The sequence below is a fragment of the Alteromonas sp. NFXS44 genome (assembly GCF_040148705.1).
GTDB lineage: Bacteria > Pseudomonadota > Gammaproteobacteria > Enterobacterales > Alteromonadaceae > Alteromonas.
Window position 1 is genome coordinate 874,435 of sequence record NZ_JAGDEA010000012.1, and the last position, 12,010, is coordinate 886,444.

General features: G+C 51.3%; 13 protein-coding genes. 2 read left to right on the top strand and 11 right to left on the bottom strand.

All coding sequences use genetic code 11. The annotated features are described in order from the left end of the window. Positions 1-41 precede the first annotated feature (41 nt). A complete protein-coding gene (locus tag J3369_RS20790; RefSeq protein ID WP_303572382.1) occupies positions 42-335 on the top strand; it encodes a high-potential iron-sulfur protein in 294 nt (97 codons plus the stop codon). A gap of 21 nt (positions 336-356) precedes the next feature. On the opposite strand, the gene J3369_RS20795 is transcribed toward J3369_RS20790, so the two are convergent. The 11 genes from J3369_RS20795 to J3369_RS20845 form a co-directional block, all read right to left on the bottom strand. After that, on the bottom strand, positions 357-695 hold the full coding sequence (locus tag J3369_RS20795) for a DUF3325 domain-containing protein (protein ID WP_303572383.1): 339 nt from the start codon (positions 693-695) through the stop codon (positions 357-359). Further along, a complete protein-coding gene (locus J3369_RS20800) occupies positions 692-2,314 on the bottom strand; it encodes a PepSY-associated TM helix domain-containing protein (RefSeq protein ID WP_349590603.1) in 1,623 nt (540 codons plus the stop codon). The genes J3369_RS20795 and J3369_RS20800 overlap by 4 nt, the downstream gene beginning before the upstream one ends. Before the next feature lie 13 nt (positions 2,315-2,327). Next, positions 2,328-2,624 (bottom strand): hypothetical protein, encoded by a 297-nt coding sequence (locus J3369_RS20805; RefSeq protein WP_349590605.1) that lies wholly within the window; start codon positions 2,622-2,624, stop codon positions 2,328-2,330. Next, positions 2,624-3,994, bottom strand: a complete 1,371-nt coding sequence (locus J3369_RS20810) for a tetratricopeptide repeat protein (protein ID WP_349590607.1) — start codon at positions 3,992-3,994, stop codon at positions 2,624-2,626. Before J3369_RS20810 ends, J3369_RS20805 begins: the two co-directional genes overlap by 1 nt. After that, positions 3,994-4,617: an energy transducer TonB gene (locus J3369_RS20815; RefSeq protein ID WP_119503074.1), complete on the bottom strand. Its 624-nt coding sequence runs from the start codon at positions 4,615-4,617 to the stop codon at positions 3,994-3,996. The genes J3369_RS20810 and J3369_RS20815 overlap by 1 nt, the downstream gene beginning before the upstream one ends. A gap of 9 nt (positions 4,618-4,626) precedes the next feature. After that, positions 4,627-5,034 (bottom strand): ExbD/TolR family protein, encoded by a 408-nt coding sequence (locus J3369_RS20820; protein ID WP_119503075.1) that lies wholly within the window; start codon positions 5,032-5,034, stop codon positions 4,627-4,629. Continuing rightward, on the bottom strand, positions 5,027-5,410 hold the full coding sequence (locus tag J3369_RS20825) for a MotA/TolQ/ExbB proton channel family protein (RefSeq protein ID WP_119503076.1): 384 nt from the start codon (positions 5,408-5,410) through the stop codon (positions 5,027-5,029). The genes J3369_RS20820 and J3369_RS20825 overlap by 8 nt, the downstream gene beginning before the upstream one ends. Then, positions 5,410-6,738 carry a MotA/TolQ/ExbB proton channel family protein gene (locus J3369_RS20830; RefSeq protein WP_349590611.1) on the bottom strand — a complete coding sequence of 443 codons (1,329 nt, stop codon included), beginning with the start codon at positions 6,736-6,738 and terminating at the stop codon, positions 5,410-5,412. Before J3369_RS20830 ends, J3369_RS20825 begins: the two co-directional genes overlap by 1 nt. A 1-nt stretch (position 6,739) precedes the next feature. Further along, positions 6,740-7,552, bottom strand: coding sequence for a DUF3450 family protein (locus J3369_RS20835; RefSeq protein ID WP_349590613.1), 813 nt, complete (start codon positions 7,550-7,552; stop codon positions 6,740-6,742). Between the two features lie 61 nt (positions 7,553-7,613). Next, positions 7,614-9,833, bottom strand: a complete 2,220-nt coding sequence (locus J3369_RS20840; protein ID WP_349590615.1) for a FepA family TonB-dependent siderophore receptor — start codon at positions 9,831-9,833, stop codon at positions 7,614-7,616. A 194-nt stretch (positions 9,834-10,027) separates the two neighbouring features. After that, positions 10,028-10,822, bottom strand: a complete 795-nt coding sequence (locus tag J3369_RS20845) for a substrate-binding periplasmic protein (RefSeq protein WP_349590618.1) — start codon at positions 10,820-10,822, stop codon at positions 10,028-10,030. A gap of 184 nt (positions 10,823-11,006) precedes the next feature. Here J3369_RS20845 and prmA point away from each other — a divergent pair, with 184 nt between their 5' ends. After that, positions 11,007-11,888 carry a 50S ribosomal protein L11 methyltransferase gene (gene prmA, locus J3369_RS20850; RefSeq protein WP_349590620.1) on the top strand — a complete coding sequence of 294 codons (882 nt, stop codon included), beginning with the start codon at positions 11,007-11,009 and terminating at the stop codon, positions 11,886-11,888. Positions 11,889-12,010 lie beyond the last annotated feature (122 nt).

The window sequence follows — 12,010 nt, forward strand, 5'->3', positions numbered from 1 at the left end:
AAAAGCAAATCATTCTCGTTTAAGCTTTATGGGAGCAAATTATGAGTAATGTGAACCGTCGTGATTTCCTAAAACTGTCAGGCACCACACTGATCGGCTTGACGTTAGGTGGCACTGCACTTCGCGCACAGGCACAGGAGCAACTGCAGACCGGCGACCCCACAGCACAGGCATTGAAATATACCCCGAAATCAACGGTGGAAGGGTCTCAGTGCGGTAATTGCATGTACATTCAGGGTGAGGACGGACAAGCTCACCGTCCCTGCGCCATTTTCCCGGGTAAACTGGTTAATACCAACGGCTGGTGCAGTGCCTGGGTAAAACGTCCGGGCTAAGTTTGAACCCGGACAGTTGGATCAGCGGGGTAATACCCGCTGAAGCCAGCCTCCCGGCACACACCAGCGCCATACAAATGCCAGCGCATCCTGCTGATAAGTAAACAGCAAAGACACCAGTACCGCTGCCACATGCAGCAATCCGCACCACACAACCAGTCCGATTTCAGTTTGCCAGCCGGCGATCGCCGGAAACGTTGCAACAGTCAGAAAACACACTGCCAGAGTCTGAAATATCAGCCTGCCCCCGGGCACATTTTCAATCTCATCACCTGTCACCGCACGGAAATGTTTCGGGTTCGCCATAGAAAAGTGCAGAAAACCGGCAATGCACAGCAGTAAACACAAAAATGTCATCATGCTGTCTGCTCCCCGGTGCTGCCCGCTTCCGGTGCAGGCCGTCTCCGGCGGGCAGTGCTGTCTTTGCGGCCTGACGGCGCGCGTTTAGATTTAGGTTCAGCTTTGAGTTTACTCACCGCATACCAGGCCAGAGCGGCCAGGATAAGACAGGCTGCATCGAATATGATCCTTAACGTATCAGGCACCGGGACAGGTGATGTAGCGACATCCAGCAACGGAATAAAGGTGAAGAGCACTGCAGCCACCAGCGTTTGCCAGAGCCAGCCTTTACGGTCGCGTCTGAACAGTCCGGCTACCACACAAAGCCCCCACACAATGAAAAAGCTGCGTATTTCCCAGTCACTGCGTGTCGCCAATTCTGCAGGCAAAAGGCGGTTCGCCCAGAAATAAGCACCGGTAGCCACCATCAGCCCGGCGATAGCACCAATGTTCGTGCCTCTCACCAGTTCGAAGCCTCTGCGTCCCATTTGCTTTTTGGCGCGCTTCTCTACCCAAAGGATAGAACCGGTCCCCACCATTAACGTGCCCAGGATACCGGCAAAGAAGAGCAACCAGCGGGTAACACTGTCGGCAAAACGGGCCTGATGCAGCATATCCATATAGTTATAAATTGCCTGGCTGGTATTCGGTGCAGAAGACGCCTCTTCTACTTTAAGAACTTCACCTTCAGAGTTAAAAACCAGCCCGCTGTTCCCGCCACGACCGGCGGACAACTCAACACGGTTCGGACCGGATACAGAAAATGTCGCTTTATCTGTGCCCGGGTTTTTAATGGTGATGCGGTCAGCAGGCACGCCCCATTCAGCAGAAGCACTGGCCATAACCTGTGCCAGCAGGGCGCTATTGTCCACAACCGGCGCTGCCGGCTTATGTTGCACTGCCCGCGCTTGCGGTGCGCCCCGTTGCGGCCCGCCCTGTCCTTGCGGACCTCCGCCACCGGGAGGACCACCATGGCCACCACCACTGCCGTTCCACGGAAGCAAAGTGCCACCTAACAGTAACAAGCCGGAGAATGTGATCATCAGATGAAATGGCAGCGCCAGCACGGATGCCAGAACGTGCCCGTCTATCCAGGAAAGCAACTTTTTCTTTGGCCTGAACATAAAAAAATCTGCAAAGATTTTACGGTGCATGATCACGCCGCTGACAATACCAATGAGCATCATCATGCTGACAATGCCGACAAAGGTCTCACCGGCAGCACGCGGTACGCCGTATAGTTCAAAGTGGAAGCGGTACAGAAAATTGCCACCGGCGGTTTCTCTCGGCTTCAGCTCCTCACCGGTAGACGCATTCAGAACGGCACGCTGCGAACGCATTTGCTGGCGATCTTCCCCGCCATTGCGCCAGCTTGCACTGACCGTTTCCTCTCTGGGTCCCGGCAAAGAAATTTGCCATTCCTGAGCCCCCGGGGCCTTGCCCTGCAGATAGCGGTACGCCACTTCAGCGCTGTTCTCAGCCGGCACAGACACATGCAATTCAGGCTGCATCCAGTGAGTGATTTCACTTCTGAAAAATGCCAGCGTACCGGTGAAAAATATCGCGAACAGGATCCAGCCCGCGGTGATGCTGCTCCATGTATGCAGCCAGGTCATCGACTGTCTGAGTGAACCTTTCATTGACGTCTCCCCTTCATGACGCTACACCGGACCACACCAGCCCCCACGCCGCTGCGTTAATTGCCAGCGCGGTGATGAAGGCTTTTACATGGTTATTGATGGCGAATATCCAGATGATATAAACCGTCCAGGCAAGGAAAAACACCATACGGATAAAAGCAATTTCCTGACGGCCGGTCACTTCTGACCCGGCCGCCAGCAACAAACTGATTGCGGTGGCCGCCGCATAACCACCCGCCACCGCCAGAATGACTCTGACAGTTACCGTAAAGGCAGGTGCTGAATAGAAAGGGAGATGTTGTGTTGTCATTATGATGCGTTCTTCACAATATTTTCCAGAGACTGAATATTGCTCAGCAAATCACTGCGTCCCGGATTCGATTTGTACACCTGACGAAGTAATGTAAGTGCGTCTGGATAAGCTTTCTGGTTAATTGCTACCTGTGCACGCCCCAGCATAGCCCGTTCTTTATATTCGGGGAGTGCTTCGGCACGCAGGTAATACATTTTTGCACGTTCGTCTTTCTTCTCTTTACGCAGAAGTGCTGCCAGCGTCATCAGCGCATCACCGTTCGCCGGTGCAGCTTTAATAGCAGACAGCAGGTAATCCTGCGCCTTGCTATTCTGATCCTTAGCAATGGCGAGGTTCGCCTTCATGACATTCAGCATTGCCGTGTTACTGCTATCCAGGCGTTTAGTATTTTTATCCAATGTGGTTACAAGCTCAGCAAGATTTTGCCAGTCCTGACTGGCCGCCAGCCAGTTGGCAATACTTAACATGGTCTCTGCGCCATCACTTTTGCCGGCCAGTAAGGTACTGACATTTTCATTAAGCAAGGTAACCGCACGGTGCGGGCTACCGGACTTCACATGCAGCTTTGCCAGTGTAGTCAGGTTTTCCGCTCGCTTCTCCCCCAGAGACATCGCCGTTTCCAGGCTGCTGATAGCAGTGAGATCATCCTGACTTTTCATCGCTATCTGACTGCGTTGCAGCCATAACCTCGCGCTGTCCGGCTTTTCACTGAGCATTTCACCCACCAGTGAAGACGCCTGAGGAAGTGCGTCACTGGCAATTAGTGCAAACAGCAAACCCTGCGCCCACTGGGTATTGCCGGGTTCCAGCATCATGGCATTCTGATAGGCTGCGGTAGCACTGCGGGGTTTTTCCAGCTGCAGGTTAAGGTATCCGAGCTGGCCATACACCTGACTGTCAGACACCCCGAGTGCCAGCGAAGCCACCACATGTTCACGGGCCTTTTCGTAAGACTCATCAAGCAAGTAAATCATGCTCAGGCCACGGTGTGAAGTTGACGATGAAGGATCTTCCTTTATCGCCAGTTCGAAGTGTTTTTTAGCTTCACTGTTTTTCTTTAAGCTTAAAAACACCTGGCCCATCATTTCATGCAGCATGGCACTGACTTTTTCGTGTTCCTGACGGTAGGTGTTCCAGGCTTGCTCTACGCCTTTGAAATCCTGCTTTTGCAGCAAAGGCTGTACGTTATGAAAGAACTCACCTTCGTCACGGTTTACTCTGTTCCTGTGGGCATCGTTTTTACCGGCGCGGTAACTGAATTCCCAGACCGGTTCTTCCAGCGATACTTTAACCTCTGCCTGCGCGCCCGCTGTGAAAGCAAGTAGTAACGCACAGCACCCTAATCGTTTAAACGTGAATTTTTTCATTATGCTTCAATCTCCACAGGCCAGATAAATCTTGCTCTGACAGCGTGATCGGCTTTGTGCGGAGCAGTGAATTTACTGCCTTTCACAAAGCGCTGAATTTCCTTATTAAGTTCATGATGCGGGTTGTCGACAATATCAATCAGGGTGACGTCACCCTTCTCATCAATCATCACATCCAGCTTCACCACAACCCGTTCAATACCGCGATGTTTCAGTTTTTTCGGGAACCGGATTTTTACCGGAGTCAGCAAGGTAGGTTTGCCGTCCAGTTCACTGAGAGCGTAAGCCTCCCAGTCTATTTCCGGTGCGGCCCAGTCAGGTTGCGCCATGGCCACGTCCGGCCGCTCCGGTTTATCAATTTCAATTTCCGGATCCACCTGAATATCGGCCATCGATACCGGCGCTCCGGCACCTTCCACCTGCATATTCACATCTGCCTGCTCAGTCACCTGCTGACTTTGCGGAGGCGGTGGCGGGGGCGGCTGTGCAATGGCGATATCAAGCTGTCTGACTTCAAGCTCGGGGCCGTCTTCACTGTTGAGGTAATAGCCCAGCGTCAGTATTCCCAGCGACACCACCATGACACCGCCGCTGAGTAAAAATGCTGAAAGTTGTTTTTTCATTCTGCATCCTCACAATTTTGCGGTGGCAATGTTGACGTCAACAGCGCCGGCCATTTTGGCGGCGTCAATCACTTCCACCAGCAGATCTGTCGACACGGTTTTATCTACCTGCAGTACCACCGGACGCACTTCCTGCACCATCAGTTGCTCTACCGTTCCCCGTACCCCTGCAACACCGATGTTGGTGCTGTCGTACATCACTTCACCATTTGCAGTGATAGCAATAAGAATGGACATCTGGTCCAGCTTTTGTGCCGAGATGGCCTGGGGCTTATCAACTTCGACCCCGGTTTCCTTAACGAAAACCGTGGAAACGATGAAGAAAATCAACAGGATAAACACCACGTCCAGCAGTGGTGACATATCAATAGACTGAATGGGTTGTGCTTCCAGCCGGCGTTGTAATCGACTAGCCATGTTTCACCTCACCTTCCTGCGTATCGTGCAGATGTCCTTTCACATATGACAAACATAACCAGCCCGGGATAGCCATCACCAGCCCCAGCTGAGTGGTAAATAATGCATCGGCAATCCCTGCAGACACGATTTGACTGTCAGCCCCGTCGGTCATCATGCCGGTAAAGCTGCCCTGTAATCCCATGATGGTGCCTAGCAGACCCATCAGCGGCAACGCCCCTACCAGCACGGACGGCGTCATCAACGGGTCACTGTCTTTACTGCGTACGTCCTTATCGAACCGGTTCAGGTACAGCATCCAGATTTGCTGAAAGGCAAACCAGCCGGTCAGTACCATGACCCAGCACAAGGGGTTGCCGGTGAATAATTCAATCATCAGCCTGCTCCGGATGGATGTCCGGATCCTAACAATTCAGTGTCAGTATCCCGTGCCTGCGCATCCGGGTATTCCTGATGTGTGTTGCCCTCGTCGCCACTTAAAATAAGTGCAAAGTTCTCTAGTTCTGTGTAGTACTGGCGCGCTTTGCGGCTAAGGAGAGCATTCAGGATCAGTGCAGGAATAGCGACGATCAAACCCAGCTCCGTCGTCACCAGTGCTTTGGCGATACCACCGGAAATCACTTCAGGGTCGCTTGAGCCGAATGATGTCATCATGCGGAAGGTTTCGATCATTCCGCTTACCGTTCCCAGCAGTCCCAGCAGCGGAGCCACAGCGGCAGTAACAGCCACAGCATTGATCCACTTATCCAGGGTCTGACGGTCTTGTTGCAGTTGTACGAACAGCTGATCGTCACGGTCACGGAACGTTACCGCCTGCTCAGCAATTTTAAGTAAGTCTTCCTGCATACCTTTAAATTGGGCACGGGCCGCACCACCTGACTGCAGAATTTTATCCAGCATCGCCTGAGACCGCACCGGAATCACTTTAGGCAGGCGAAGCAGTTGCGCCACTTTAAGCAGACCGATAACCGTAGCAATTAACGCGAACAGTAAAATGGGAACTACCCAGATACCGCCTTTTACTACGTGCTCAATCACACCTTCGTTTGCAGACTCACGGGTAAGTGCCCGGCCAAGGGTCGGGTCCAGTACAACGGTGCCCGCCTGCTCCTGCATAGTTGTCGCCAGCCCTGAAGGCAACATCCCTTTGGTTTGCAGTCTGCCAGATACGGTTTCAGCCAGTCCTACCGCATCATTATGTTTAAACCAGGTAACCGGTCCTACCGACAGTGACGGTACACTGGCCAGTTCACCGTTTTCCAGCACCAGCGTGCGGGACTGCCAGCCGGGAAGAGAGGCGGTTTTCACTGCAGCGTCAGACACAGCCGCCATTTTCGCGGCGGTGTCCATTCCGTTGACTTCATTAAACGGTAAGCCCTGCTGTTGCAGGAAACGGTTGAGCAGGTTCTGTTGATAGGTTTGCTGTTCTTTCCATTCAGACAAGCGTTCTTCCAGCTTACTCAGACTCAGTGTTTTTTCATCTGCGAGACGGCGGGCGACCGCAGTTTTGTCCCGTAAAGACATCACGTCTTTTTCTAACTGACTGAGGGTGGAGGACAACGAAACCCGCTCTTTTACGATGCGTGATTCAGCGCTGTTCAGACTGCGCTTTGCGCTTTCAATTTTGTTCAGCATGTCCTGCTGCTGTGCACCAGCACCTGCAGAGGCCCACGCCAGCATAATAAGTAGTAAAGTTCTTTTCATCTTAACGACCTCCGCCACTTTCCGGATTTTGCGCAGTAAAAGGCAAAGGCAGTGCAATAAATTCAGGTTGCTGACGGCGCTCGAAAACAGCCAGTGCGCGGCTGATGGCTTCACCATCAACACTGTCATCGAAGTGCCATGTCCATTGTCCGTTCTCCGGGTAGCCGGAACCGGCCACACTACCGTCGTTGTTTGCAAACCAGGCCAGCTGTGACCCCAGATATAACTGTTTCACCACCACTTCTTTACCGTCAGGCGCCGTGAGCACGTCTTCGTTTACTGTGAGCTTGCTGTCGAATTGCTCCAGCCGGGATAATTTAGCCAGTGCGACCTGCAAAATTTGCGAAGGGTTGTCGCCACCGTCACCGGCCAGCGCAGCATCTTCCTTGTCCCAGTTGAACTTCAGAGGAGGTGGCAGGCTTTCATATAAACTATTGATGCGGGTAACCAGAGAAGATAATGCACCTGTTACATCAGCCTGCTGACTTTCAAGGGTGTTTTGTTCGGCCAGCAGAGCATTACGGCGGGCATCCACGTCATCCTGTGAATCATTACTGGTCGCCAGAATCTCCTGCAACTGCGATTTTTCAGCTTTCAGCAGGTCGATCCGCTGACGGACCACCGGTTCCTGTTCCTGCCAGTCCATGACCAGCTTGCGCTCCTGCGCCTCAATGTGCAGCCACTGGCGGGTCAGTCCGTCCATATCATCTGTCACGGCTGCCATGGCGTTGCCGGTCAACAGTGATGCAGTAAGCAAAATACCGGCACTGCATGTAGCCGGTATTCTCAGACGCCCCATTTGCATTGTCTTCATTCCCGTTCCCTTCATTACAAAAAAACCGGTAACACAAACACTGTGTTACCGGCTGGTATTATCAAAAGTGGTAAGTTGCCGACAGCAGCCAGTTACGGCCCGGCTCGTTATAAGTATTCGCCCCTGCGTTAGTTTGGGTACCTTCACGTAAAATCGTTTTATCAAACAGGTTCTTCACTGAGATGGTAAAATCGATGTTTTTGTAGGTATACACACTGTTCAGGTTAACGATGGTGTAAGGGTCACGCGGTTCAGGATTTTCAATATCTGCACCACTGGTCGTGCTGGTTGTCGGGCTTTCTGTTTCGCCGTAATGCTGGGCGCTGGCAACCAGTTCCCAGTTTTCTGTGACAGTCCATGCTACCTGCGTATTAATCGTGTAATCAGGCACGATAGACAGCGGCTGACCGGTTTCTTTGTCTTCCGATTCAATCATCACTGTGCCATTCACAGACCATTCGATGTCGTCAGTAAACGGCACAAGCAGGTTACCTTCCAGACCTTCAATAACGGCTTCCGGCGTGTTGTACCACTGGAAAATTTGCACGTAAGTGTCAGCATTACCGCCGTCCAGCACATAAATCGGTGCGGTATTTCCGGTCACGATTTTGTTTTTATAATCGTTGTGGAAATACGTTAAACCGGCATTGATGCCATTGTCATTACCAGCGTAGTTGATACCGATTTCTTTGTTTACCGACGTTTCATGTTCCAGATCCGGGTTACCCAGAATTGAACAACCGCTTCCCTGGCTGGGGTAATCCACCGGACAACCGTTACCACGGGTGGTATAGACATAGTTAGGGTTCAGCTGATACAGGTTAGGGGCTTTAAACGCACGGCTGATACCGGCCTGGAATGAAATTTCAGACGTTGACTGCCAGCTCATGTTCAGGCTGGGGGATACGTTGTTGCCCGCTTCACTGTGGTGATCTAAACGTACGCCCGGCGTCAGCATAATGTCATCGGTCAGAACGATGTTGTCCTCGACGTACAGGCCGAACAATTCTGAGCTCATGTGAGGGTCGCGGTCGGCTGCGTCAATGTCAGTACCATCAATAACAACGCCGTCAGCCACATTAATACCGGCCTGATTAGACGACGCATCATCCTGACGCTCACCACGGAATTCGGCACCCACTGTCATAGTCTGGGCTTTTCCGAACAGATCCAGCGGAATGTTCCACTCAGATTTGGCAGTCAGATTGCGCAGCATGATTGTCACGGTTTCACCGGTCTCGGTGTTGAAGCGACCTTCCGTACCACCGGCCAGCCCTTCGCTCAAACGGGTGTTATCTGTTTCTTCAAACTGGATGTAAGAGAAAGAGTCGCCAAAATCGAACGTTCCGCGATGGGTACCGGAAAGTGTTTTACGTCTTACAACATTGGTTTCCTGGCCAATGTATAACTGACTTTGCGCGTTATCTACGCCCTGGAATGCATTGTCACCGGCGTATTCATTACCCTGACGGCTGTAAGCCGCTTCTACTTCCCAGGTATTGGTTTCGTCCTGGTCAAAGCGCAACAGCGTACGGAAATCAATGTTCTCAACACCTTCAGAGCCGGCAGCAACGTTGCTGTCTTCAACGGTAGAATCACGGTTGATGTCAGGAGAATCCCCTTCCTGTTTGTTGTAGTTTAGCACGGTACGGTGAGAGAAGCGCTCAGATAAGGGGCCGCTGACCACGACATCTGCGCGTTTGTTACCACCTTCCAGCGAATTTTCAGGAATTTCGGTTTGTACAGTAATGCTGCCTGCGGCCACATCCGGTTTTTTGGTAATGATGTTAATGACACCACCGGAAGCACCTGAGCCGTAACGGGCCGCTGCCGGACCACGAATAACTTCGATACTTTCAATAGCTTCAGGGGGCACCCAGTTACTGTCGCCACGGGTGTTCCGTTCACCTGAACGGCCCATTTTTACACTGTTGCGGGACAGTACAGGCTTACCGTCGATAAGAATCAGGGTATTTTCCGGGCCCATGCCGCGAATGTCGATCTGACGGTTGTTGCCGTACTGGCCTGTACTTGTGTTGCCGGTCAGGTTAATACCCGGCATGGTTTTCACCAGTTCGGAGATGTCATTGGTAACCGGACGACGTTTGAAATCTTCTGCTGTAATAACCGACACACCCTGGGCTTGTTTAAGCTCTTCTGAAGCGGCTTGAACAACAGTGGTGTCGAGGGTTTCTAATTCTTCATTTTCTTGCGCGAAAACAGTGGCTGATAAGCCGGGAAATAATGACGTGAGCAGTACTATCTTACCTAATTTAGGCATTACTTTTTCCTTGAAACTCAGAGTGTTTTTATGTGGATGAAAAATAACTTACGAGAACACGGGAATACCGGCGGGTGAAAACGCTCTTCTAATCTTTTAACTATACTTCCGTTCAATGCGTATTAAAACATATATACCAATGAGAATCATTATCATTTGTTATTAAAATAATTAAAGATGTTTTTTAATCGATTTTAATAGTCGGAGGGGTGTTCGAGATGTGTCAGGAAGGGGTATTGGACATAGTTGTCGAGCAAGTTAATCAGCGAGAACTCGTTGGCCAGGGCCTGATAGTCACCGCTTTCACGGAATTTCGTTAACTCAAGATTGAATTTGTCACGGAGCTGTTTATTCGGAATGACGGCATGATAAGGGCTGACGTCAAAGAGTTCGTGCACGGTCACTTCCACATCCGGCCCTTTAGGATGCTTACTGCGTATTGCTTCAAAAATATTCCGGTCCAGTACAATAGCATCCACACTGCCGAGCAGCAGCATACTGACCTGACGGTGCTGATCGGCCATTTCAAGATAGCCCTTGTGCTTTGCTACTGTTTGCGAAAATTGGGGACCGAGAGCTTCTGACGCAGTCTGAAATGCCACAACGGTGTGGTTTTTCAGATCTTCCACCCGCTCAATAGACAAATTACGGTTCTTTAGTGTCACCACAACATTCTGGTATACAACATACACGTCACTGAACCAGGCTTCGGGAATGTCGTTTCGACGGCTCACTGAAAGGGCCACATCCACATCACGCTCTTTGACAAGTCTGACTGAGCGGCCCATGGGCACATACATCATGTTAGGTTCGTAACCGGCATTTTGAAGGACAGATTTAACCAGCTCGATCTCAAAACCGGTATCACCCTGAGCGATCACATAGGGTGGCTTGTCCCAGCCGGAAACCACATCCACACTGCGCACCACTGCGCCGGATGCCGGAGCAGCCAGAAAAGCTAACATTACCAGTTTGGCCAACAGTCTCATTGGTTTTCCTGTCTCAATACCTCTTATAAAGGTAGCACCTGCCAGTGAGAAACGAAATCAGACATAAGGATACTTCTTCCCGGGGATATTCAAAATTCGGGTTAAATGGTGCTGCGGGGTGCGTTTTGCAGGCAGTAACTGATAAAATATCTGCTGATTAACGTTTTCCCTTGAAAGAGTACCCATGTCCTGGATCCAGTTACGAATCGATTCTGACTCTGAACACGCAGAGCAAATCGGCAACATGTTAAGTGCCAATGGCGCACAAGCTGTCACCTTTACCGACGCCAAAGACACGCCTATGTACGAACCCAAGCCCGGTGAGACCATGCTGTGGCCGGATACGCAGGTAGTCGGGTTATTCAGTGCAGCCGACGACATGAAAGCGGTGATTCAAAGACTTGAACAATCGAAGGTGCTGGGAAAAGGCTTTAAACATAAACTTGATCAGTTAGAAGATAAAGACTGGGAACGGGAGTGGATGGATAACTTTCATCCCATGCAGTTCGGTAAGCGTTTGTGGATTTGTCCCAGCTGGCGTGATGTGCCGGACCCTGATGCGGTAAACGTTATGCTCGATCCGGGTCTGGCTTTCGGTACCGGTACGCACCCTACCACAGCACTCTGTCTGCGCTGGCTCGACGGCCTGGACCTGGAAGGCAAAACCGTGGTCGATTTCGGTTGCGGTTCAGGAATTCTCGCGCTGGCGGCACTGAAACTCGGTGCAAAAGAAGTAATCGGTATTGATATCGACCCTCAGGCCCTGCAGGCATCCATGGAAAATGCCCGCCGCAACGGTGTGGAAGACCGCTTAAGTGTGTATCTGCCTGAAGATCAACCCGAACTGGAAGCCGATGTGGTCATGGCCAATATTCTCAGCGGACCACTCATTGAACTGCAATCCGTTATCACTGCCTACTGCAAAACCGGTGGAAAGCTGGTTTTATCAGGCATTCTGGAAGAGCAGGTGGAAAAAATTGAAGCGGCTTACCAGACCAATTTTTCCCTGGAACCCAGCGTTGTAGAAGGCGATTGGGCAAGAGTCAGCGGCATAAGAACCCACTGAATCTATTCATAAAACTGTCAGAAATCTGTCAAATACAGGGGCCGCGGCCTTTTTCGACGAAAGGCTAACGGGCTATTTCACACGCAAAACTCGCCAGCACTGTCAATAGCCCGGCTTGAAAT

Bases quoted from the DNA above. Each gene is read 5' to 3' on its own strand.
- J3369_RS20790 (WP_303572382.1), top strand. From the start codon at position 42: ATGAGTAATGTGAACCGTCGTGATTTCCTAAAACTGTCAGGCACCACA.
- J3369_RS20795 (WP_303572383.1), bottom strand. From the start codon at position 695: ATGATGACATTTTTGTGTTTACTGCTGTGCATTGCCGGTTTTCTGCAC.
- J3369_RS20800 (WP_349590603.1), bottom strand. From the start codon at position 2,314: ATGAAAGGTTCACTCAGACAGTCGATGACCTGGCTGCATACATGGAGC.
- J3369_RS20805 (WP_349590605.1), bottom strand. From the start codon at position 2,624: ATGACAACACAACATCTCCCTTTCTATTCAGCACCTGCCTTTACGGTA.
- J3369_RS20810 (WP_349590607.1), bottom strand. From the start codon at position 3,994: ATGAAAAAATTCACGTTTAAACGATTAGGGTGCTGTGCGTTACTACTT.
- J3369_RS20815 (WP_119503074.1), bottom strand. From the start codon at position 4,617: ATGAAAAAACAACTTTCAGCATTTTTACTCAGCGGCGGTGTCATGGTG.
- J3369_RS20820 (WP_119503075.1), bottom strand. From the start codon at position 5,034: ATGGCTAGTCGATTACAACGCCGGCTGGAAGCACAACCCATTCAGTCT.
- J3369_RS20825 (WP_119503076.1), bottom strand. From the start codon at position 5,410: ATGATTGAATTATTCACCGGCAACCCCTTGTGCTGGGTCATGGTACTG.
- J3369_RS20830 (WP_349590611.1), bottom strand. From the start codon at position 6,738: ATGAAAAGAACTTTACTACTTATTATGCTGGCGTGGGCCTCTGCAGGT.
- J3369_RS20835 (WP_349590613.1), bottom strand. From the start codon at position 7,552: ATGAAGACAATGCAAATGGGGCGTCTGAGAATACCGGCTACATGCAGT.
- J3369_RS20840 (WP_349590615.1), bottom strand. From the start codon at position 9,833: ATGCCTAAATTAGGTAAGATAGTACTGCTCACGTCATTATTTCCCGGC.
- J3369_RS20845 (WP_349590618.1), bottom strand. From the start codon at position 10,822: ATGAGACTGTTGGCCAAACTGGTAATGTTAGCTTTTCTGGCTGCTCCG.
- prmA (WP_349590620.1), top strand. From the start codon at position 11,007: ATGTCCTGGATCCAGTTACGAATCGATTCTGACTCTGAACACGCAGAG.